The organism is Acinetobacter sp. ANC_7635 (assembly GCF_056779945.1).
Map to the genome: position 1 here is coordinate 1 of NZ_JBWYIS010000011.1, position 21,655 is coordinate 21,655.

21 protein-coding genes and 2 tRNA genes are annotated in these 21,655 nt (G+C 39.5%); 7 read left to right on the forward strand and 16 right to left on the reverse strand.

Features of this window, described 5'->3' with window-relative positions; translation table 11 throughout:
- Together AC1M89_RS11540 and AC1M89_RS11545 are read right to left on the reverse strand one after the other, a co-directional pair.
- Window positions 1-568 (reverse strand): phage late control D family protein (locus AC1M89_RS11540; RefSeq protein WP_481614242.1); only part of this gene is annotated, 568 nt, incomplete at its 3' end.
- Between the two features lie 156 nt (window positions 569-724).
- Window positions 725-2,425, reverse strand: a complete 1,701-nt coding sequence (locus tag AC1M89_RS11545) for an NAD-dependent malic enzyme (protein WP_481592185.1) — start codon at window positions 2,423-2,425, stop codon at window positions 725-727.
- A 297-nt stretch (window positions 2,426-2,722) separates the two neighbouring features.
- Between AC1M89_RS11545 and AC1M89_RS11550 the strand changes: the two genes are divergently transcribed.
- The 3 genes from AC1M89_RS11550 (at window position 2,723) to AC1M89_RS11560 (ending at window position 6,126) form a co-directional block, all read left to right on the forward strand.
- The gene (locus tag AC1M89_RS11550; RefSeq protein ID WP_481587717.1) at window positions 2,723-3,325 is read left to right on the forward strand and encodes a hypothetical protein; all 603 of its coding nucleotides are present in this window, start codon (window positions 2,723-2,725) and stop codon (window positions 3,323-3,325) included.
- A gap of 269 nt (window positions 3,326-3,594) precedes the next feature.
- Window positions 3,595-5,385 (forward strand): arginine--tRNA ligase, encoded by a 1,791-nt coding sequence (gene argS / locus AC1M89_RS11555; RefSeq protein ID WP_481596435.1) that lies wholly within the window; start codon window positions 3,595-3,597, stop codon window positions 5,383-5,385.
- A gap of 132 nt (window positions 5,386-5,517) precedes the next feature.
- The gene (locus AC1M89_RS11560) at window positions 5,518-6,126 is read left to right on the forward strand and encodes an SPOR domain-containing protein (protein ID WP_035268975.1); all 609 of its coding nucleotides are present in this window, start codon (window positions 5,518-5,520) and stop codon (window positions 6,124-6,126) included.
- A 47-nt stretch (window positions 6,127-6,173) separates the two neighbouring features.
- Here AC1M89_RS11560 and AC1M89_RS11565 read toward each other — a convergent pair whose 3' ends face one another.
- The 6 genes from AC1M89_RS11565 to AC1M89_RS11590 all read right to left on the reverse strand — a co-directional run bounded on the left by AC1M89_RS11565 (window position 6,174) and on the right by AC1M89_RS11590 (window position 11,825).
- Window positions 6,174-6,785, reverse strand: coding sequence for an alpha/beta fold hydrolase (locus tag AC1M89_RS11565; protein ID WP_481596436.1), 612 nt, complete (start codon window positions 6,783-6,785; stop codon window positions 6,174-6,176).
- Between the two features lies 1 nt (window position 6,786).
- A complete protein-coding gene (locus AC1M89_RS11570) occupies window positions 6,787-7,428 on the reverse strand; it encodes a glutathione S-transferase family protein (RefSeq protein ID WP_481592182.1) in 642 nt (213 codons plus the stop codon).
- 136 nt (window positions 7,429-7,564) lie between these two features.
- Window positions 7,565-7,963 carry an OsmC family protein gene (locus AC1M89_RS11575; protein ID WP_481592181.1) on the reverse strand — a complete coding sequence of 133 codons (399 nt, stop codon included), beginning with the start codon at window positions 7,961-7,963 and terminating at the stop codon, window positions 7,565-7,567.
- Between the two features lie 22 nt (window positions 7,964-7,985).
- The gene (locus tag AC1M89_RS11580) at window positions 7,986-8,936 is read right to left on the reverse strand and encodes a pirin family protein (protein ID WP_481614243.1); all 951 of its coding nucleotides are present in this window, start codon (window positions 8,934-8,936) and stop codon (window positions 7,986-7,988) included.
- Window positions 8,937-9,606: 670 nt separating this feature from the next.
- Window positions 9,607-11,175, reverse strand: coding sequence for a glutamine-hydrolyzing GMP synthase (gene guaA, locus AC1M89_RS11585; RefSeq protein ID WP_481589363.1), 1,569 nt, complete (start codon window positions 11,173-11,175; stop codon window positions 9,607-9,609).
- 233 nt (window positions 11,176-11,408) lie between these two features.
- On the reverse strand, window positions 11,409-11,825 hold the full coding sequence (locus tag AC1M89_RS11590) for a DoxX family protein (protein WP_481596438.1): 417 nt from the start codon (window positions 11,823-11,825) through the stop codon (window positions 11,409-11,411).
- Between the two features lie 198 nt (window positions 11,826-12,023).
- Here AC1M89_RS11590 and AC1M89_RS11595 point away from each other — a divergent pair, with 198 nt between their 5' ends.
- The gene (locus tag AC1M89_RS11595; protein ID WP_481596439.1) at window positions 12,024-12,671 is read left to right on the forward strand and encodes a DedA family protein; all 648 of its coding nucleotides are present in this window, start codon (window positions 12,024-12,026) and stop codon (window positions 12,669-12,671) included.
- Window positions 12,672-12,746: 75 nt separating this feature from the next.
- On the opposite strand, the gene AC1M89_RS11600 is transcribed toward AC1M89_RS11595, so the two are convergent.
- The 5 genes from AC1M89_RS11600 to AC1M89_RS11620 form a co-directional block, all read right to left on the reverse strand.
- Window positions 12,747-13,337, reverse strand: coding sequence for a LysE family translocator (locus AC1M89_RS11600; RefSeq protein ID WP_481596440.1), 591 nt, complete (start codon window positions 13,335-13,337; stop codon window positions 12,747-12,749).
- Between the two features lie 199 nt (window positions 13,338-13,536).
- Window positions 13,537-13,926: a hypothetical protein gene (locus tag AC1M89_RS11605; RefSeq protein ID WP_481590714.1), complete on the reverse strand. Its 390-nt coding sequence runs from the start codon at window positions 13,924-13,926 to the stop codon at window positions 13,537-13,539.
- Window positions 13,927-13,961: 35 nt separating this feature from the next.
- Window positions 13,962-14,798, reverse strand: coding sequence for a ParA family protein (locus AC1M89_RS11610; RefSeq protein WP_481590713.1), 837 nt, complete (start codon window positions 14,796-14,798; stop codon window positions 13,962-13,964).
- A gap of 79 nt (window positions 14,799-14,877) precedes the next feature.
- The gene (locus tag AC1M89_RS11615; protein ID WP_180028969.1) at window positions 14,878-15,270 is read right to left on the reverse strand and encodes a SirB2 family protein; all 393 of its coding nucleotides are present in this window, start codon (window positions 15,268-15,270) and stop codon (window positions 14,878-14,880) included.
- A 26-nt stretch (window positions 15,271-15,296) separates the two neighbouring features.
- Window positions 15,297-15,605 carry a BolA family protein gene (locus AC1M89_RS11620; RefSeq protein ID WP_481590688.1) on the reverse strand — a complete coding sequence of 103 codons (309 nt, stop codon included), beginning with the start codon at window positions 15,603-15,605 and terminating at the stop codon, window positions 15,297-15,299.
- A 227-nt stretch (window positions 15,606-15,832) separates the two neighbouring features.
- Here AC1M89_RS11620 and AC1M89_RS11625 point away from each other — a divergent pair.
- The 3 genes from AC1M89_RS11625 to AC1M89_RS11635 all read left to right on the forward strand — a co-directional run bounded on the left by AC1M89_RS11625 (window position 15,833) and on the right by AC1M89_RS11635 (window position 17,670).
- Window positions 15,833-15,905 (forward strand) — tRNA-Gly (locus AC1M89_RS11625).
- Window positions 15,906-15,952: 47 nt separating this feature from the next.
- Window positions 15,953-16,028: transfer RNA gene (locus tag AC1M89_RS11630), tRNA-Gly, on the forward strand.
- Between the two features lie 271 nt (window positions 16,029-16,299).
- The gene (locus AC1M89_RS11635; RefSeq protein ID WP_481596441.1) at window positions 16,300-17,670 is read left to right on the forward strand and encodes a phosphohexomutase domain-containing protein; all 1,371 of its coding nucleotides are present in this window, start codon (window positions 16,300-16,302) and stop codon (window positions 17,668-17,670) included.
- A gap of 39 nt (window positions 17,671-17,709) precedes the next feature.
- Here the strand turns inward: AC1M89_RS11635 and galE are convergent, their stop codons facing one another.
- The 3 genes from galE to AC1M89_RS11650 are packed head-to-tail and all read right to left on the reverse strand — an operon-like array spanning window position 17,710 to window position 21,651.
- Window positions 17,710-18,729 (reverse strand): UDP-glucose 4-epimerase GalE, encoded by a 1,020-nt coding sequence (gene galE / locus AC1M89_RS11640; RefSeq protein ID WP_481596442.1) that lies wholly within the window; start codon window positions 18,727-18,729, stop codon window positions 17,710-17,712.
- Window positions 18,722-20,395: a glucose-6-phosphate isomerase gene (gene pgi, locus AC1M89_RS11645; protein WP_481614244.1), complete on the reverse strand. Its 1,674-nt coding sequence runs from the start codon at window positions 20,393-20,395 to the stop codon at window positions 18,722-18,724. Before pgi ends, galE begins: the two co-directional genes overlap by 8 nt.
- Window positions 20,395-21,651 (reverse strand): nucleotide sugar dehydrogenase, encoded by a 1,257-nt coding sequence (locus tag AC1M89_RS11650; RefSeq protein ID WP_481614245.1) that lies wholly within the window; start codon window positions 21,649-21,651, stop codon window positions 20,395-20,397. Before AC1M89_RS11650 ends, pgi begins: the two co-directional genes overlap by 1 nt.
- Between the last annotated feature and the right edge of the window lie 4 nt (window positions 21,652-21,655).

The following is a 21,655-nucleotide window of genomic DNA, read 5'->3' on the forward strand; positions in this document are numbered from 1 at the left end:
TAATGCCTTCACTGCGTAGTAAGCGAGTCAGAAAGTCGTAGTCGCTTTCGTTGCTTTGCATGATGAAGGGTCGGATGTCGTATTGTTGTTGTAATCCACTGTGGTCTAGGCTGAGGCTAGAGGCAAAGAGTGGGCTTTTGTTTTGCCATTCTTCAAAGAGGATTTCCATCACTTCGACCACGGATTTATTCATAAATACGCGGCTGTTGCGGCGTTTGTGCCAAAGTGAGGTTGCATCCTCAACGGTCAGCTTATATAAGGTCAACGCTCCATCACTTTGACCTTGGCTCACCCCTGTCACGATCCCAGTAGTCCGAGCTAATTTTCCAAGATCCGTAACTTGATCGACAGCCACCAAACAACCAATGAATTGCTTAAGTTGTAAATGCGCATTCGTCGATAAGCATAATACTTCAGCTTTTAAGCCTTGATTAATAAAGTGTTGACCCTGAATTCGTTGAATGAAAACTTGGCTATCTAATATAGGATTAGAAAATTTAATATGTAACGCGCGCTTTTGCGGGCTAAGACCCAAGCCTTCTATAATTGAATTGATATTATTGAGCATAGAATGATTAAAGCTATTATTATGATTTTTGAAAATTGTAGCGTATTCCGCTCAATCTTGCTTTTAAATATTGTAATTATTCTAAACAAAAAATAGGAACCAACGCATTGATTCCTATTTATTTCCAATGAATTTATATTGAAAATTCAAGTTTTTTTAAAATGGAATTCGCTTATAACGGCGATATTCAGGCTTCCAGAAATTATCTTCAATACTTTTTTCGATCAGCTCATCACTCAATGGCAAAGCAACACCATCCTCAATTGCCGCTTTTGCAACCTTAAACGCGATGATTCGGGAGACTTTCTGCAAATCATTAAGATCAGGAAGTAAGTCGTCGTCAGGGTTTTGCAATTTTGGAGAGCAATCTGCTAACGCCATACTTGATGCCATCAGCATATTGTCTGTAACACGCGTTGCCTGCACAGCAATCACCCCTAAGCCAATCCCTGGGAAAATATAAGAGTTATTACACTGAGAAATATTGTGTAGCTTATCTTGATAATTAACAGGCATAAATGGACTACCAGTTGCAATCAAAGCGCGACCGTCCGTCCACTGAATAATATCTGCTGGTACAGCTTCTACACGCGACGTTGGATTCGACAATGGTAATACAATAGGATGCTCGCAATTGGATGCCATAGTTCGAATAATTTCTTCAGTGAATAAACCCGGTTGTCCAGAGACACCAATTAACACAGTCGGGTGTGCATTTTTTACAACATCTAGCAATGAAATGATGCCTTCCGCATCAGCCCACGCGGATACATTTTCTGAACTTTGAACCAGTTTACGCTGAAAATCTAAAAGGTTTGGTTGATTATCGGTCAATAACCCAAAACGATCGACCATATAAATTCGTGATCTTGCCTCAGCATCACTCAAACCTTCAGCCACCATTTGCGCAATGATTTGCTCAGCGATACCACAGCCCGCTGAACCAGCACCCAAGAATGCCACTTTCTGGTCACGTAATTGTTTTCCTGCAGCTCGACTTGCTGCGATTAAGCTACCGACTGCAACAGCAGCAGTGCCTTGAATATCATCATTAAAACAACAATATTGATCACGATATTTTTCCAGCAATGGCATTGCATTTTTTTGAGCAAAATCTTCAAATTGAATCAAAGCTTTTGGCCAACGGCGTTTAATAGCACGAAGTACGTCATCCACAAAGTCATAGTATTCATCGCCACTAATACGAGGCTGATTCCAACCTAAATAAATTGGATCATTTAGCAACTGTGCATTATTAGTTCCTACATCCAATGTAATGGGTAATGTATAAGCTGGGCTAATACCACCACATGCGGTATAGAGAGATAATTTTCCGATTGGAATTCCCATCCCACCAATCCCTTGGTCACCTAAACCAAGAATGCGTTCACCATCTGTGATTACAATGACTTTGACGTTATTCTTATTCACATTTTGTAAAATATCGTCAATGTTGGCACGATCAGGATATGAAATAAATACACCACGATGACGGCGGTAAATATCAGAAAATCGTTGACAAGCCTCACCTACCGTTGGGGTATAAATAATCGGCATCATTTCTGATAAATGATTTTCTATGAGATGATAAAACAAAGTCTCATTGGTGTCTTGTATATTTCTCAGATAAATATGCTTATTAATGTCGTCATGAAATGACGTAAATTGTTGATATGAACGTTGGTGTTGCTCTTCAATCGTTTCAATCACATGAGGCAGCAAACCATTGAGATTAAAACTTGCTCGCTCCTCCTCAGTGAACGCAGAGCCTTTATTAAGAAGAGGTAGTTCAAGCAAAGTAAAGCCAGCATAAGGGGTATAAAGAGGGTGTTTTACTTCAGTGTGTTCAGTTGTCATCTCTAATCTCATGGATCAGGCCTAAATTCAGACCCTTTTCATTTCATTTTTACCATTTATTTAAGAAATAGCTTAAGCCGAAATGAAGACAAATGTATATTTATAAAATTGATAATAATATTGGCAGTATTTTTAAATTTTATAACTTCAATCCATCATTCTATTGATAGAAAAATAGATAAAACTGTCACATTTCAAATGTATTATTCATGTTTATTAACTTTTTTTTGCAAACTAATCTGAACGATTCAGCTAATATCGGATTCAATCGTATTTTTACTTCATTATTAGATCCACATGAAAATTACAGCTAAAATTGCCATTTTGCCATTAACTATTATTTCACTGCTAAATGTAACGGGTTGCCAAACTATCACTGAAACGACTTCAAAGGTCGGTGATAAAGCACTTTCAATGGTGGGTTTAGCACGCGCTGATAAAACCCCTGAAATTGATAAAAAAGGCATTGTCGATATTAGTAAAACCACACTCGAGCAAATTGAGAAACTTAAACAAAATATGCCGATTGGTCAGTGGGTATATATCGAAAATGACCTTCAAGGAATTTATGACTTACAAAACAAAGCTGTTGATGGTCACATGCTGTTCCTGCGTTTAAATTGTAAGAATAGTGTCCAAAAACCAAGTCTCAGCATACAAAATGCGGAAGGATCAGAAATTTTAAATAGTCTTCAGCCTGAAGTTGGAACGATCCAAGTACTACTCGACAATAAGAATTACGGAAATCCTTTTAGTTTGACGAATCAAAAAAAATTAGCGACATTTCAAACTGCTGCTCAAAAGGCCAAAACCATTAAAATCTTCCATGCATCTAAGTTATACACTTTCCAAAATGGTAAAGCAGAATTACTAAATAAGCCTGTCACGTGTATGGCTTAATTTCGAGTCATAAAATTGCCTGATTTCTATTTAAATTCACATTAAATGAGATAAAGACAATCAGGCTCAATTCAATCATCGATATGCATTAGATGTAAAAGATTAATTTCATCATCGTTAATTCTGCAAATAGCGCATAGTGATTAAAAAAACTTATTTTATTATTTTTTATGTCGGATAAGTTTTATTCAACGCAAATCTGCTTCGCTAATGAGCGCTAAATTTGCTATATTTGTCGTTTTTCTGCGACATTAATTTTTCGATAAATTATGAATACGGCAATACAAGCAGCTCTCGATCATGCAGTGCAATCTCTTCAAGCTGAAGGGGTCCTCCCATCTGACTTTAACAACAGCGGAAACTTAACGCGAACCAAAGACCGAAGCCATGGTGACTTCGCTTCCAATATCGCAATGATCGCGTCTAAAGCTGCAGGTATGAAGCCTCGTGATTTAGCAGAAAAAATTCTTGCTGCACTGCCAGAAGTTGCGGATATCAGTAAAGCGGAAATCGCTGGTCCTGGTTTTATCAACTTTTTCTTGAATGCAGACCAACGTTTTGCTGTTCTTGATGCTATTCAGGCACAAGCTAATGATTTTGGTCGTACGCAAGTTAATGCTACGAAAAAAATCCAAGTTGAGTTTGTCTCTGCGAACCCGACATCAAGCTTACATGTGGGTCACGGTCGTGGCGCAGCATATGGCATGACGGTTGCGAATTTACTTGAAGCAACTGGTGCTACAGTGGATCGTGAATACTATGTGAATGACGCTGGTCGTCAAATGGACATTTTAGCGACGTCTACTTATCTACGTTACCTTGAGTTAACTGGTCAAACATTAGTATTCCCTAAAAATGCTTACCAAGGCGATTACGTTAAAGAAATTGCACAAAGCATTATTGATCAAGACGGCGATGCATATGTTCGCCCTGTAGCTGATGTTTATAAAGATGTGCCAGAAGATGTGCAGTATGCTGAAGAACTTGATGCCGAAGGCAACAAGGTTGTAATTTCTGGCGATAAAGAAAAACACATTGATGGTCTAATTTTTAACTCGCAGACGTTAATAGGTGAAGGTTATCGCGTTTTTCATCAAGCTGCGTTAAAAGCAATTCTTGATGATATTAAAGATGATCTTGGTGAGTTTGGTGTGACTTTCAACCAATGGTTTAGTGAAGCATCATTGACTGAAAAAATTGAAGAAGCATTACAAACACTTGATCAACGCGGCTTCCTCTATGAGAAAAATGGCAACATTTGGTTCAAATCAACAGAATTTGGTGATGAAAAAGACCGTGTTGTAAAACGTCGTAATGGTCAAACCACTTACTTCGCTTCTGACATTGCTTACCATCTGAATAAACTTCAGCGTGGTTATACTGACATTATTGATATTTGGGGTTCAGACCACCACGGTTATATCGCACGTGTAAAAGCAGCGATTGATGCGATGGGATATGACTCAAAAAAACTGACTGTGTTATTAGTACAATTCGTCAGCCTATGGCGCGGTGGTGAGATGGTTCAAATGTCATCTCGTTCAGGTCAATTCGTCACATTGCGTGATCTACGTAAAGAAGTCGGCAACGACGCTGCTCGCTTCTACTATGTCATGCGTAAGTCTGAACAGCACATCGACTTTGATCTAGATCTCGCGGTTTCTCAAAGTAAAGACAATGCGGTGTATTACATTCAATATGCTCATGCACGTATTTGTCGTATGCTAGAAAAAGCAAGCAGCTTGAACATCAACTTCGATGCGACCACTGCGCGTGGTTTTGCCGCAAAGCTTGAATTAGAAGCTGAAACTGAAATCTTAGCAAAACTTGCAGCATACCCTGAAATTATTGCACGTGCTGCAAACAGCCATGAACCGCATCAAGTAGGTAACTACTTAAAAGAACTTGCAGCATTGTTCCATGGTTGGTACAACGAAAATAAAGTACTCGGTGATGATGCTGATCTGACCCAAGCACGTTTGTTGTTATCGGTAAATGTTCGTCAAGTCTTGAAAAATGGTTTAGAGCTTTTAGGCGTTTCTGCACCTGAAAGCATGTAAGTCATCGAAGGTGAATCTTTTTAAAAGATTCACCTCTTTAGACTTTTATTATTGAAAAAAATGAGATAAAAACTCCATGTGATGGTAATCCAATTTTCCATTGCATGATCTTAAAATAAGAGAGGTTTCCAAGTGTTTGGAAAAACGCAGCGTGGTGTATCAGAAAGACCTAACAAACCTAAACAACCATTAATACCAAAATGGTTAGGTATGCTTGTTCTGATTTTAATTGTACTGAGTTTTGCCGTAGCCTTAATGCTATGGAAACCGTGGGCGCCAGTCCAACCAAAAAGCAATGATATTCAATCTGAACATTATCAAGAAGATACGAATAAAGATTATCGCTTCTACGATTTATTGCCTCAACAACAAGTGACTCCAATCCCCGATCAAGCTGTACCTGAAAATCAGCAAGTGAACACCGCACCTGTCATCGTGGAAGCACCTGTGGTTGCTGATGCTACAACGACAGAGGGTGAGCTGATTGAAAATGCAGAACCTCAACCCGTAGCGAGTAGCTACCTTTTACAAGTCAGAAGTTATCCAGATCCAGATAGTGCTGATGCACGTCGTGCTGAAATTATTCTCAACGGCTTATCTGCAGATGTCATTAAAACCACGGAAGGCGGTCAAACCTGGTATCGGGTTGTCTCTGGACCTTATGACTCTCAAGAAGCAGCTGTTATCGCTCAGCAAACCCTACAACACAGCGGTATTGATTCAATCGTTGTAAAACGATAATCATAAAAAAGGATGCGATTAGCATCCTTTTTTAGTCTAGAGCAAACCTAAAATTTTGCTAAGTAGCGTTGGATAAAAGAAATACACTCTGACGCATAAACTTTAGCTAAATCATGTTGTCCGTTCGGGATCACATTCAGCTCTGAATACTTAAAAGCGTGATTTAAATACTCACCTACTGCGACAGGACTAATGTCATCATCTCCGCCCCAGATTAATAGTACAGGACATTCAATTTCAGCAAGCCGTTCATCTAATTTGGTTTCATCATCAATAAACCAGTGCGGCACTTCATATTCATTTTGATATTCTGCACGCCAATCTTTAACATGAAATGGTGTTAAATCTATGCCACCTGACGTAGCGACCAGCACTAAACCTTGAATCAATTTTGGATACTTCAATGCTGCTTGAACAGCAATGACCCCACCCATAGATTGAGCGATCAGAATACTTGGGTGTTGAAGATGATCAAATACATAATCTTGTAAATCTGACATTGAATTTACATGTGGATGATCAGGATATTCACCAAAACTGGGATAAGCAATGATATGCGTGTCGTACTCAGATTCAAAATGTGATTGAACAGGTTTCCAAAATGCAGTACTGCCAGATGCTCCGGGCAGGAAGATTAATTTCACTGCTTGATCCGCCATCTTAATCACCACCCTTGATAACCGCTCGCTGATAAGCAGGTCTTTGTTTTATGCGTTTTACATAGGCATGAATGTTCGGATATTTTCCATTTAAGCGTTCATCCATCGCGATCAAGGGAAAACTCATTTGGATATCTGCAAATGAAAACTGAGATGTAAAAAATTCATGTTGCGCCAAATGCTGTTCTAAAAATTCAATATGTTCAGCGAGACGCGGTTGTATAAATCCATCACTCACCCCATCAATAATTTTATTGGCAATTGGTCGAATCACAAAAGGTACTTTAGGAGGTACAAACGAGAGAACTAAGGTCATCACTAAAAGTGGCATTAATGAACCTTCAGCATAATGCATCCAATACTGATATTGTGTTAAATCAGGCTGTGACTGGGGTTTAAATTGATGCTGTGTATCATAGCGATCAGCCAGATAGTCTAAAATCACCGCAGATTCTGCGATCACTAAATTATCATCAGTAATCACTGGTGATTTCCCCAAAGGATGAACCTTCTTCAATTCTGGTGGAGCGGCGTAAGTTGGCAATCTTTTATAATGTTGAATTTGGTATTCAGTACCTAATTCTTCTAGCGCCCAAATAATTCTTGAAGAACGTGATTTTTCTAAATGATGTAATGTCAGCATAAGACCACCTAATTTTATTTCTCTCTATATAGCCATTTTGAATAAAAAAAAGACATCCTGCTTTACACAAAATGTCTTCTTTTTAGCTGTAAATTACAAAAATACAGAATGTTGATGCCTATTAAGTTGTCTATATTTAAACAATTGTTGTTTTAATTTCGACACTTCTGAGCAATGTTTTAGTGACGGGTGTTTTTTGGCACACATTTAAAATTTTTTCTTGTAGCGCTTCATCCAAGTTAGTTTTAAAACTTAAACGACGCTCAATCCATTCCTGCCCTTCTTTATTGGCTTTAAAATCTGCCTCGACACTGAATTCGCCCAAATCCAGTCCTTTATGCTCTGCATACATTCGTAATGTAATCATTGTGCAGGAAATTAATCCTGAACAAATAAAATCATACGGTGCAGGCCCACGATCTAAACCTTGGAATGATTCAGGTTTATCGGTGAGAAATGTGTGCTGACCAGATTGAATTTCACCACCCCATTTTTCAGGTAGTGTGGTGACCTTTGCATTTGCGATCGTTGCCATTTTATTTTCCTTCTGTGTCTTATTATTTAGATGGACGCATGCTATCAGGCAATATCGGAGCTTTCAAACGCTCGCCTTGGTATGATGGAATTGACCCAAAACGTGGATCTTCTGCTATCCATTGATCACGTGCAATTTTGATTTCTTCTTGCGTACGTCCAACGAAATTCCACCATAATAAAATTGGTGACTCAAATGGCTCACCGCCCAAAAGCAGTACACGACTATTGTCATGGATCTCTACTTCCACATATTCTAGCCCTGGCTCTAAAATCACCATATTGTCTTCATCTAAATGATGACCATTAATAGTTGCTGTACCTTCAAGCGCCATGAATCCATATTCATACTTTGGATTTAAAGGTAAACGTGCCTTTGTGGCTGCTTGCGCAAATAAATCAACACCTAAAAGCTCAGTATGTACTTTGACTGGTGATACTGTATTTAGATACTCACCGACCAATACCGTAAATTCGATACCTGACTGATTGACGACGGGTAATTCTGGATAGTGATTAAAAGCTGGATCGATGGTAAGTTTGTCATCAGGCAATGCAATCCAAAGTTGGGCAGCATGCATTTTTGTTTCATTCGCTGGCGCGACTTCAGTATGTGAAATACCTCGACCTGCGGTCATGAGATTGACTTGCTTGGGCTGAATGAGCTGATCTGTTGTCCCTAAGCTGTCGCTATGCAACATAGTCCCTTCAATCATCCAAGTAAAGGTTTGTAGACCAATGTGTGGATGTGGACCAACATCTAGACCTTGTCCAGCTTCAAATGTTACAGGACCTGCATGATCTAAGAAGCACCATGCGCCAATCATACGCTTATGGCGACTTGGTAAAGCGCGTTTGATCACTGTCCCTTGACCAATTTCTGCACGGCGCAGTGGAAATTCCTGAATAAATTGGTTGGCGTGCTTTTCACAGTCTTCTGAATGAGACAATTCGGTATAAGTATTATTGGTCATGTTGTTATCCTAAAAGTTTGGCAAATGGCTATCTTTGTTATAGATATTAACAAGGTCATGCAAATTGAACCACCTTAGACTTAATACGCTGAATACTATAGGTAGGACAATTGGAGTTTTGTATGTATTAAAAATAGAATGCTTGCCCGCCCTTGATTTAATAGTTTTGGAAATAACTGTGATAAAGGATACTCATGCTCTAACGTATAAATAATTTTATCCAATCTAAATTGATCTGCTGTTAGATCAACTATATATATCTACTTCCTACATTTAAAAGCCAAGCAGACTTTCTGTTTCCTTTATATTTTTTCCTAAAATATATTGGAATTCACCATATCCTTTAGATTCTAAGTAAGTAGCAATCAAATTGCTTGAGTTTGGGAAATTTCTTAAAACAACGTTATTTGGGCTAATGACTTCCTATGCTTTACGTATTTTGACTAATTCTTCAAACATAGAATTCTTCTGAATTAAATTTTAGATAATAAATAGAAAGGACGCCTAAGCGTCCTTTTTTATTGGGGTATGTCTTGATTCAGATACTGCCGCTCACGCAGCGCTTGGGGTAATTCAAGCGGACAGCCATGCTGTCCGAAATCCCTCACTGCCGCGAGCATAGCTCTTGGCGTAATTTAGGCAAGAAACGTTGTTTCTTGAAAGCCCTAAATTACTCCCATTCAATCGTAGCTGGTGGTTTAGACGATACGTCATAAACAACACGTGAAACTTCTGCAATCTCGTTCATGATACGAGTAGAGATTTTATCAACAAGATCATAAGGGAGATGTGCGAAACGAGCCGTCATAAAGTCAACCGTTTCAACCGCACGAAGTGCAATCACCCATGCATAACGACGACCATCACCGACTACACCCACAGATTTTACTGGTTGGAATACAGCGAATGCTTGTGCAGTTTTGTCATACCAACCACTTGCACGAAGTTCTTGCATGAAGATGTCATCGGCTAAACGAAGAATGTCAGCATACTCTTTCTTCACTTCACCCAAGATACGAACACCAAGACCTGGCCCTGGGAATGGATGACGATAAAGCATCTCAAATGGAAGACCTAAAGTCGTACCCAAACGGCGTACTTCATCTTTAAATAAATCACGAATTGGCTCAACCAATTCAAAAGCGAGATCTTCCGGTAAACCACCCACATTATGGTGTGATTTAATCACATGTGCTTTACCTTGTTTGCTTGCAGCAGATTCAATCACATCAGGATAAATCGTACCTTGCGCAAGGAAGTTTACGCCATCAAGCTTACGTGCTTCTTCAGCAAATACTTCGATGAACTCACGACCAATGATTTTACGTTTTGCTTCAGGATCAACTTCACCTGCCAAAGCGTCAAGGAAACGTTGTTCAGCATCAGCACGAATCACACGGATACCCATGTTTTTCGCAAACATTTCCATCACTTGATCCCCTTCATTTAAACGAAGAAGACCATTATCAACGAATACACATGTCAACTGGTCGCCAATTGCTTTGTGAAGCAATGCAGCCACAACAGATGAATCTACACCGCCTGAAAGACCAAGAAGAACCTTCTGATCACCAATCTGTTCACGTAATTGTTCAACACGCAAATCAATGATGTTTTCAGAATTCCATAGGCTACGGCAACCACAGATCTTTTGTACAAAGTTCTCAAGTAACTCTTTACCTTTAGCAGTATGGGTTACTTCAGGGTGGAACTGGATACCGTAGAAACGACGAGCTTCGTCAGACACCATTGCCACTGGGCAGCTTGGTGTACTTGCAGTAATTTGGAAACCTTCTGGAATTTGAGTCACTTTATCGCCATGACTCATCCATACTTTCAATTTGTCTGCTGAATCTTCAAGATCGCCAATTAAAGCATCACGTACCTTAATATCGACTTCAGCATAGCCAAACTCATGAACTGTACCCGGTTCAACTTTACCGCCCAACTGAGCAGACATCGTTTGTAAACCGTAACAGATACCCAATACTGGTACGCCTAAGTTAAACACAACTTCTGGCGCACGTGGGCTGCCTTCAACGTGAACACTCTCAGGACCACCTGAAAGAATAATCCCTTTTGGATTAAATGCGCGGATGTCCTCTTCCGACATATCAAAAGCATACATTTCAGAATATACGCCTGATTCACGTACACGACGTGCGATCAATTGGCTATATTGAGAGCCGAAATCCAAAATCAGGATACGATCTTCGGTAATTTGAGTATTGGTAGTCATGATAACAACTATGAAAGGCTAACGAAGGATTAGCGCGCTATTCTATCATTTTTATTAAGCTTACGCACACTATTCAAATCTCTCTATATTTCAATACATTATTATTAAATATTGTCTTTTTATTCAACAATTTCAGTCGATTGCTCTGATCATATAAGCCTTGGAGTTACATTCAGATCACGATGCAGCAGGCGAATAATTCTGTCATTTCACCTGCATTGCCTATTTGTCATTTATTTTTCAAAAAGCTGATCAACACTCCATTGACCTGCACCATGCAATACGAGGAAGACTAGACCACCCGCCATAGCAAAGTTTTTCATGAAATGTATCGAATCTTCAGGCGTACCATGAAAAATAAATGCGGTAACTAAACTGAAACCAGCTAAAGCTGCTGCGAATAATCGTGCTTGCACCCCAAACAACAGTGCTAAGCCTCCACCCAGTTCAACCAAAATGGTTATTGGCAATAATGTACCTGGCACACCCATCGCTTCCATATATCCAACTGTCGCGCTATAACCTGCGAGTTTGCCCCATCCCGCCACAATAAAGATATATGCTAAAAGGACACGTGCGACGAGGGTTAAAGTTGCATGCACTGTGGGTTGAGCAACAATTTTTTGAATCACTTGATTTGGATTAAACATTGGGCTGACCTATCTATGTTTTGTTTTTGGTAATGACTCTAGATTAGTAGCTTTTATTTTTAGGATATATAATCAATATAAAGAATCAGCGTTGCATAATCAGAACAATCATTCACCTATAATTTAAATCAATTGACTACTGACATCAGCGCCGTTGGCTGTTAGCATTTGAACACATTTTTGCTCAGTTCACCCCTCATGGATTTAATCGATTTTATTCTGCATGTAGATGATCATCTACTTGAATTTATTACCAATTATGGCATTTGGATTTACGGAATTTTATTCCTGATTATTTTCGTAGAAACGGGCTTAGTGGTCATGCCTTTTCTACCCGGGGACAGTTTACTGTTTGCAGCAGGTGCTTTAGCAGCCTCAACAGGTGTAATGGATCCGTGGCTTTTGGGCGTGTTGTTATTCACGGCAGCAGTATTGGGTGATACCTTAAATTATCATATTGGAAAATATATCGGACCACGTGTTTTTGAGATTGAATCTCGATTTATCAATAAAAAACATTTGGTTTATACGCAAAAATTCTTCGAAAAACACGGCGGTAAAACCATTATTTTTGCGCGTTTTGTCCCATTCGCGCGTACATTTGCACCCTTCGTCGCTGGTGCAGGAAGCATGAACTACAAATACTTCATTACTTACAATGTCGTTGGTGCTTTCTTGTGGATTTCTTCGTTTATCACCTTGGGTTACTTGTTCGGTAATATGCCGATCGTGAAAGACAATTTCACCCATTTAATTTTCGGAATCATTATTCTAAGCGTATTGCCGGGGATCATTGGCTTTATTCGCCACAAGTTTTTCCCAAAGAAAAATCCCGAAATGATGTAATCATCTTAGACGTCAAAAAAAGCAGATTCCCCACCAAGAATCTGCTTTTTTTATCACTACAAAATATTGAATGGCTTAGAAAAATCCAATAATGACAGGTAACATACTGAGCATAAGTAACATGGCAGAACCTTTGTATAAGCGATCTGCGCTGACCACCGTCTGATTCCCTGCCAAGACTTTACGACCAAAATACATCCAAAATAAAGCACATGGAATTAAACATAAGGTGAATACACCCAAAACTAAAAAATAGTTTTGAAAAGAATCCCAAGTCCATGCTGGAAAAATACCAACTGCAAACAAAATAGATTTTGGATTTTTCAGAGTCGATTTAAAAAGATGACTGCGACTCATTCGAATGTTTTTTTGGCTCAATTGCTTAAGGTGTGAAGCTTTCCATAAATGAAAAGCCATCCAAATCACATAAACTGCACTCACCAAATGTAAGATATGAATCAGCATTGGCCAAATTGGTAGGGTTAAATGCACCAACAGTGCCCAAATGCTAATGCCGTAGATATAACCCAGTAATTCAAGAGGTACGAAATAGAATGCTTTTAATACGCTATGGTGATGTGCTGCGCTAGCCAATAATGCATTGGTTGGACCGGGAATAAGTAATACCGCGAACACTGCAAAAATATAAAGCCAACTTTCTACCATAGATTAAAATCAGAGATTTAGAGGAGGCACACCTTAAACGAAAAACGAATTTAAAGACAAGTTTTTAAAGTGAAGGAATGATGAATGTCGCGTCTATTTTCAGTTAATAATTTTATAAAATATTGATTTTAATAAATTTACATTGAAACATTTTGCTAAAAAAAAGCTGCTCAAGCTCAGTTTGAACAGCCCTTTTAAATTACTGAGCTTGCTGTTGACGCTTAGGAACATAAGGACAATTTTTAAATGTTGCCGCTTGTGAGATCGCATCTTGCTCACCATATAATCGCGACAATTCAGTATTTTTGGTATTCGATGACTGTCCCATATTGACGGAAACTGAAGGACCAAAGCCCCAACCGCCACGGCCCCAGCCACCACCAACACCTAGACCAACGCCAACACCTGTACGTTTAGGCGGTTGTACACCATTATTGATATACTGCTGAATACGATTGAATTCAGCACCAAGTTGTACACAGTTCAATGCTTGATATTGCGTCGGAGAAACATAACTCGGTTTTACCGTCGTCGCACAAGCAGTCATCAATACAGCAACCGAACCGACTGCACTAAGTTGCATGACCATTTTCATCGCGCGTGAGTTCATACTCTTCTCAAATCTTATTTATTCTCGATTTCATTGAACAATGATTGGTAGGCCTGCGTCAATTTATGATCTGTATTTAAATAGATTAACGGCATATTTTTATGATGAGACTCTTTCATCAATACCGACGGTGGCAACATCGCATTGAGCACAGGTAGTTGTTCATCTCTGAGCTGCTGTACCACTTCACGAGGAAGTTTTGCTTGCGCTTGAAACTGGTTAACAATGATACCTTCAATTTCCAATCGATCATTATGATCATCTTGGGTTTCTATAATGTTTTCGATCAACGTGTTTAATGCCCGCTTAGAAAAGACATCACAATCGAATGGAATCAACACTCGGTCTGCTGCAATTAATGCCGACAAAGTAAAAAAATTAAATGCAGGCGGTGTATCGATATAGATCCGATCATAAGTCCCTGCTAGATGCTGAATCGCGTCACGTAGCTTATAGATTTTATGTTTGGATTCGAGGCTATGCTCTAAAGCACCAAGCGAGGGACTTGCAGGCAAAACATCGAGAGATGGGAATGGTGACTGATGTATATAGGCTTCTAAGCCTTTATTTTTATTTTTGAGTAAATTTCCAATGGCTTGACCAATCAAACCTTTGCTGGACTGATTCGCCAATACATCTTCGAAAAAATTTTCAATATTGGGTTCTAGTGCAGGTTTGTCGGCATTATAAGTCGCATCATCCCCCAATAGATACTGACTAGAATTGGCCTGAGGATCGAGGTCAATGACAAGCGTCTTAAAACCCTGATGTGCACTCAGTGCAGCCAAGTTTACTGTAATACTGGATTTACCAACGCCACCTTTTTGATTAAACACCACACGTGTACGCATCATTCCCTCTAGGCTCAATTCATTCTATGAATCAAGTTTAACCTAGAGGGGTGAGAGCCTAAGCGATTGTGTCTAACAATTAACCGAAAGTTGGCTTAATCATCACAATGCCGATAATGGCCATAAATGCGACACAACTAATCAATACCCCCGCACGACGTTGAATTAACAGTACAGACGCATCTTGGCGATATGCTTTAATTAATGAAGATAACATCACGATCACCAAGACCACTTTGGCATAGAACCAAGGTTGAACTTGAAAATTATTCAAAAACAATAAAATCAAGCCTGTCCCAATGACCAAAGTAAATGCCAAATGTTGAAGCGCAACATAAGCCTTACGTCCTTTCGGATTGGGTTGTTGATTTTCGACGCCAAAATATAAAGTTGTCGCACGTGCTAATACAGCAATGATCAACAAGAGCAAACTCGACATATGCACGATTTTAATGACTAAGTGTGTATCCATTGCAGCCACTCTCCTACTTTTAAAATTTAAGCTTTCGGTGCATGTGCACATTCAGGACTATTTGGCGCTTGACCAGTCCATTCAGTTGGCACATAAGCATGAATTGCCAAAGCATGAATCTTTCCTGGACTCAATAAGTCACCCGCCAGCGCATATACTTTTTGATGGCGTTGAACTAAACGTAAGCCTTGAAACACTTCACTCACAACAGTGACTTTAAAATGCGATTCTTTACCAGGGAAATAGCCACCATGACCTGATGACTCATTCACCACTTCTAAGTGCACAGGAGACAATTGCTGTAAACGCTCAATTAATTGTTGCTCTAAAGTCATGCTTAAATTCCACTCGCATTCATTGGTTGCCAGCAGTATACCGTGAAGTTATAGAATAAAAAGTAAATAAACCACACCGCCATTGGAGAGTTGCGCTTTAATCTTGAGCTTAAGACCTATCAAAAATTAAGCGAAATACATTGAAATGCTTTAATTTTATTCAATCACACAATATTTTTTTATAAAGTTGTTGACCCTGATTTTTCATGCTGTATTATACACGGCATGCGGGAATAGCTCAGTTGGTAGAGCATAACCTTGCCAAGGTTGGGGTCGGGAGTTCGAGTCTCCTTTCCCGCTCAAAATTTTTTCATTCAGTTTTTTCACTTAAAAAATTGATAGACTCCGCGGGAATAGCTCAGTTGGTAGAGCATAACCTTGCCAAGGTTGGGGTCGGGAGTTCGAGTCTCCTTTCCCGCTCCAGATTCAAAAAAGCCCTGATCAATATCAGGGCTTTTTTATTATTAAATTTTTGTAAATTCAATTTTTTACATCCAATAAAGTTTCACTACATTTTTTCCAAAAAAATTCATTCACTTATGAGCGCTGCTTGATTTACAACCAACAATAAGCATCATAACGTAAATTAATTTACTGAATTTAAATGTAATTTTTCATCTCAACCCATGCCGTACTTAGATCAAAATCGCTATAATTTTCGTATTCAATTTGCTCAATAGATTAGAACCTTAACATGGAAAAATTAACCTGTTTCAAAGCCTATGATATCCGCGGAAAATTGGGCACAGAACTCAATGAAGATATCGCATACCGTGTTGGACGTGCTTATGGCGAAATTTATCAACCTCAAAAAGTGGTAGTCGGTTGCGATGTTCGCTTAACCAGTGAAGCACTTAAACAAGCTACCATCAATGGCCTGAATGATGCAGGTGTTGATGTTTTAGATTTAGGCATGACTGGGACTGAGGAAGTTTATTTCGGTGCATTCAATCTTGATGTGCAAGGCGGGATCGAAATAACAGCCAGCCATAACCCGATGGACTATAACGGCATGAAGCTTGTACGTGAAAATGCTCGTCCGATTGGTGCAGACTCGGGTTTAAAAGATATCCAACTTCTTGCTGAAAAAAATCAGTTCAAAGCAGTCGAAATTAAAGGCACAACTCAGCATTATAATATCTTGCCTGAATTTATTGATCATTTGATGACCTATATTGACCCTGCTAAAATCAAACCACTAAAACTCGTAGTCAATGCGGGTAATGGTGCAGCAGGTCATGTGATCGATGCGATCGAAGAGAAATTTAAAACCTTGAATATTCCAGTCGAATTTATCAAAATTCATCATGAAGCGGATGGCAACTTCCCAAATGGTATTCCCAACCCTATCTTAGTTGAAAACCGTGCAAGCACCTCCGATGCTGTACTTCAACATCATGCTGACATGGGCATCGCTTGGGATGGTGACTTTGATCGTTGTTTCCTTTTTGATGAAAAAGGTCAATTTATTGAAGGGTATTACATCGTCGGTCTCTTGGCACAAGCCTTTTTACTGAAACAAAAAGGTGAAAAAATTGTGCATGATCCGCGCTTGGTGTGGAATACCTTCGATATCGTTGAACAATATCAAGGCGAAGCTGTGCAATCGAAATCAGGCCACTCTTTCATTAAAGATAAAATGCGTGAACACAATGCAGTGTATGGCGGTGAAATGTCAGCACACCACTACTTCCGTGATTTTGCCTATTGTGACAGTGGCATGATTCCATGGTTATTAGCAATCTCAGTTGTCTCTGAAACAGCAAAACCACTCTCTGCTCTAGTTGAGGAAATGATTGAAAAATTCCCATGTTCTGGCGAGATTAACTTTAAAGTTGCGGATACAAAAGAAACCATTCAGAAAATCTTTAATCATTTCGCAAATCAAAATCCAGCCATTGATGAAACGGATGGCGTCAGTTTGGATTTTGGTGCATGGCGTTTAAACGTTCGTGCATCGAATACTGAGCCTTTACTCCGTTTAAATATTGAAAGCCGTAAAGACAAAAATCCAAAGCCGATGCAAGCTTATATCGATGAGCTCACTCAACTCATTCAGGCTTAAAACCGCATAAAAAATGGAGCGTTGTAACGCTCCATTTTTTTATTCACGATAGCCATTTGGATTTTGTTTTTGCCAATTCCAACTATCTGCCAACATATCTTCCAAATTCAATTTTGGCGTCCAACCCAATTCAGCAACTGCACGCGCATTATCTGCAAATGATGTTGCGACATCCCCTGCACGACGCGGTGAAAATTCGAAAGGTATCTCAATACCATTGACTTTCTCAAAGGTATTTTTAATTTCTAGCACCGAACAGCCATTGCCTGTCCCAATATTCCAAGCGCGACAACCTTGTGCATTTAAACGATTTTCCAGTGCGCATAAATGGGCATTGGCCAAATCCACCACATGGATATAATCACGTACCCCCGTGCCATCAACTGTGTCGTAATCATTACCAAAAATCGACAATTTTTCACGACGACCCACAGCCACTTGGGTCACATAAGGCATTAAGTTGTTTGGAATCCCCTGAGGATCTTCACCAATTTGACCACTTTTGTGCGCACCAACAGGGTTAAAGTAACGCAGTAATGCAATTGACCAACGTACATCGGCTTGTGCAAGTTTTTGCAATAACTGTTCAACAATCAGCTTGGTATAGCCATAGTTATTGCTTGGCATCCCTGTCGGCATCTCTTCATTCAGTGGCGATACATTGGCTTCATCATAAACGGTTGCAGACGAGCTAAATACCAAATTAAAGACTTGGGCACGCTCCATCGCTTTAACTAAGCTAATCGAACCTGCAATGTTATTTTCAAAGTATTTCAGCGGGATTTGCTGACTTTCACCTACTGCTTTTAAGCCTGCGAAATGAATCACAGCATCAATCTGATGATCTTGAAAAATTTGATCCAAAATGGCTTGATCGAGAATATCACCTTCGACAAAGTCTAAAGATTTTGCAGTGAGTTGCTGTACTCGATTTAAGGATTCTTTTGAGCTATTGGATAAATTATCCAGTACGACAACTTCATGTCCTGCATCAAGGAGTTCCACACAGGTATGCGAACCGATATAACCTGCACCACCCGTCACTAAAACTTTAGACATTGTCTTTTCCCATTAATATCTGAATTAAACCTTGTGTCGACGCATCAAGCTTGGATAAATCTGTTTGTTCGCCACTTAAAATTGGCAACAGTTGATTGGCAATCTCTTTGCCTTTTTCAACGCCCCACTGATCAAATGGGTTGATATTCCAAAGCACCGATTGTACAAAGACTTTGTGCTCATACATCGCGATCAGCATGCCCAAACTATAGGGATTCAATTCTTGCATTAAAATGGTGGTACTCGGTTGATTGCCTGTATATTGTTTATATTCAGGTAAATCTGCAACTTCATGTTGATCCAATGCCTGATTACCAAATGCCAATAAACGTGATTGTGCTAAACAATTTGATAATGCCAAATGATGTTGTTCGATTAAAGCATCTGCATTGTCGATATAGGTAAATTGTTGCCCGTTATAACGTTTGACCGGTGCAATAAAATCACAACTGACGGACTGCGTACCTTGATGCAATAGCTGATAAAAAGCATGCTGTGCATTGGGTCCTACTTCCCCCCACACAATCGGACATGTATCTAAATCTACTTTCTTGCCATCGCGTTGAATCGACTTACCATTCGATTCCATTTCTAATTGCTGCAGATAAGAGGCAAAATATTTCAAACGGCCGTCATAAGGCAATACCGCATGGGTTTGAATATCTAGAAAATTCGTGTTCCAAGCACCCAGTAAACCCATCAGTACAGGAATATTTTTAGCAAAAGGGGCTGTTTGGAAATGCTGATCTATGGCATAAGCACCAGCTAGTAACTGTTTAAAGCCATCCACACCGACCGTTAAAGCAATCGGCAAACCAATACATGACCACAATGAATAACGACCGCCGACCCATTCCCAAAGGAGCAGTTGATTTTCAGGTGCAAGTCCCCAAGCGGTCATTTTTTCAGGTTTGGTTGACACCCCAATAAAATGGTGTTTTAAAATTTTCGCTTCCTGACCTAAAGCTTTTTCCAACCATAGACGCACGGTTTGTGCATTGGATAAGGTATCAATCGTCCCAAACGATTTCGATGAAATAATAAAAAGTGTCGTTTCAGGACGGAGCTTATGTAATAAATCTGAGAGCTGACTACCATCCATCGTGGATACAAAATGCACATTGAGTGGTTTTGCCGTGGAAGTTTTAAAATCAGACAGTGCATGACTAACCATAAGTGGCCCTAAGTCTGATCCACCTACACCAATGTTGACCACATCCTGAATTACTTCACCGGTGGCACCGCGGTATTGACCTGCATGAATTTTATTGACCAAGGCATACATCCGATCAAGCTGTGCATGCACTTGTTTGGCCAATTCAGGATGCGACTGATCATGCTTCGGTAAACGCAGTGCCCAATGCATGGCTGCTCGGTTTTCTGTATAGTTGATCTGTTCTGTGGAGAATAAACGTTTGATCCAAGGCGTGAGCTCTTGTGCATTTGCCCATGCGACCAAACGATTTAAAGCGTCTTGATTAATACGATGTTTACTAAAATCAAATACAATTGGTGAAACAGTCACAGAAAATTTTTCAAAACGTGTAGCATCTTTGGCAAATAACTCAGTTAGATGTAATTGCGCAAATTCAGCTTTCAATGTGTTTAATTGTTGTATGACTGTCGCACGATCTTCAACCGCATAAGGTTTTGCATGACTGCTCATTAGCGACCTACCCCCATATAAGCAAATCCTTGTGCTTTCACATAACTTGGATCGTAAATATTTCGCCCATCCAAAATCAGTGGATGGCGCATGGTTTTTAATAATTCAGGATAGTCAGGACTCCAATATTGCTTCCAAGCGGTCAGCAAACACAGCGCATGTGCGTCTTTGACTGCATCATATTGGTCTGTACAGTAGATTAAGTCGGGACGATGGCCATAAACTTTTTCAATTTCAGGCAAAGCTTGTGGATCATGTAACTTCACTCTGATCCCTTGCGCCCAAAGTGCGTTCAACATGGTGTGAATCGGAGATTGCTGAATACGTGATGTATTTTCTTTAAATGCAGCACCCCAAATCGCAACAGTTTTACCGTTTAAATCACCATGATAATAATTCCATAATTTACGGAATAGAATTTCTTTTTGTTGTTCGTTAATATCCCAAACTTGTGCCAATAGTTTGCTCTTTGCACCCGCACCTGACACCGTTTGAGTCAGTGTCAAAATATCATGTGAAAAGTTTTCCCCACCAAAACCTGCACCTGGATATAAATAAGATGAACCGATACGACTATCCGCTGCCATGCCTTGACGCACTTGTTCAATATCAATCCCCAATTTTTCAGCTACTACCGCCAAGTCATTAATATAACTAATACGTGTCGCCAACATGCCAGAAATACTCAGTTTGGTAAATTCCGCATCCAGTACAGGCATAAATAAATATTGCTGTGTACGTGGGAATAATGGTCTAAGTAACTCTTTAATTTTGGTTTGTGCGCGTTCAGATGAAGTGCCTACAATGAGCTGCTTGGTCTGTATCAAACTTGGTAAAGCATTACCTTCTTGGATGATGTCAGGCAAATATACCCAATCATCTTCTGATAAAATTTGTGCAAATTTTTCAGTACCATGCAGTCCTAAAGTAGATGCATTCATCATCAGTTTAGGATGGATGATGGTTCGATGCTTTAATTCTTTTAAAATCTCAATCGCTTCAGTTTCTTCCGTTGGACTAAAACTAAAGAAATAAGCATCAATATCTAAAGGAATATGGGAAAAGTTGCAGTATTTTAAAAAACCATTAGCTTTCTGTTGCTCAAGCAAACGCTTAACCGCTTCATCTTGGGTATAAGCTTGCTCCGATGTTGTTTTTTTTAAAACATCACACCAAAAGACCTGATGACCACTTTCAGCCATTAACCCTGCAAAAACACCTGCATACAGCGTCTGTCCAAATACTGCAACTTTCATATCT

What these genes read in the sequence shown, in the direction of transcription:
- AC1M89_RS11545 (WP_481592185.1), bottom strand. Translation starts at nt 2,425, where the DNA reads ATGACAACTGAACACACTGAAGTAAAACACCCTCTTTATACCCCTTAT.
- AC1M89_RS11550 (WP_481587717.1), top strand. Translation starts at nt 2,723, where the DNA reads ATGAAAATTACAGCTAAAATTGCCATTTTGCCATTAACTATTATTTCA.
- argS (WP_481596435.1), top strand. Translation starts at nt 3,595, where the DNA reads ATGAATACGGCAATACAAGCAGCTCTCGATCATGCAGTGCAATCTCTT.
- AC1M89_RS11565 (WP_481596436.1), bottom strand. Translation starts at nt 6,785, where the DNA reads ATGGCGGATCAAGCAGTGAAATTAATCTTCCTGCCCGGAGCATCTGGC.
- AC1M89_RS11570 (WP_481592182.1), bottom strand. Translation starts at nt 7,428, where the DNA reads ATGCTGACATTACATCATTTAGAAAAATCACGTTCTTCAAGAATTATT.
- AC1M89_RS11575 (WP_481592181.1), bottom strand. Translation starts at nt 7,963, where the DNA reads ATGGCAACGATCGCAAATGCAAAGGTCACCACACTACCTGAAAAATGG.
- AC1M89_RS11580 (WP_481614243.1), bottom strand. Translation starts at nt 8,936, where the DNA reads ATGACCAATAATACTTATACCGAATTGTCTCATTCAGAAGACTGTGAA.
- guaA (WP_481589363.1), bottom strand. Translation starts at nt 11,175, where the DNA reads ATGACTACCAATACTCAAATTACCGAAGATCGTATCCTGATTTTGGAT.
- AC1M89_RS11590 (WP_481596438.1), bottom strand. Translation starts at nt 11,825, where the DNA reads ATGTTTAATCCAAATCAAGTGATTCAAAAAATTGTTGCTCAACCCACA.
- AC1M89_RS11595 (WP_481596439.1), top strand. Translation starts at nt 12,024, where the DNA reads ATGGATTTAATCGATTTTATTCTGCATGTAGATGATCATCTACTTGAA.
- AC1M89_RS11600 (WP_481596440.1), bottom strand. Translation starts at nt 13,337, where the DNA reads ATGGTAGAAAGTTGGCTTTATATTTTTGCAGTGTTCGCGGTATTACTT.
- AC1M89_RS11605 (WP_481590714.1), bottom strand. Translation starts at nt 13,926, where the DNA reads ATGGTCATGCAACTTAGTGCAGTCGGTTCGGTTGCTGTATTGATGACT.
- AC1M89_RS11610 (WP_481590713.1), bottom strand. Translation starts at nt 14,798, where the DNA reads ATGCGTACACGTGTGGTGTTTAATCAAAAAGGTGGCGTTGGTAAATCC.
- AC1M89_RS11615 (WP_180028969.1), bottom strand. Translation starts at nt 15,270, where the DNA reads ATGGATACACACTTAGTCATTAAAATCGTGCATATGTCGAGTTTGCTC.
- AC1M89_RS11620 (WP_481590688.1), bottom strand. Translation starts at nt 15,605, where the DNA reads ATGACTTTAGAGCAACAATTAATTGAGCGTTTACAGCAATTGTCTCCT.
- AC1M89_RS11635 (WP_481596441.1), top strand. Translation starts at nt 16,300, where the DNA reads ATGGAAAAATTAACCTGTTTCAAAGCCTATGATATCCGCGGAAAATTG.
- galE (WP_481596442.1), bottom strand. Translation starts at nt 18,729, where the DNA reads ATGTCTAAAGTTTTAGTGACGGGTGGTGCAGGTTATATCGGTTCGCAT.
- pgi (WP_481614244.1), bottom strand. Translation starts at nt 20,395, where the DNA reads ATGAGCAGTCATGCAAAACCTTATGCGGTTGAAGATCGTGCGACAGTC.
- AC1M89_RS11650 (WP_481614245.1), bottom strand. Translation starts at nt 21,651, where the DNA reads ATGAAAGTTGCAGTATTTGGACAGACGCTGTATGCAGGTGTTTTTGCA.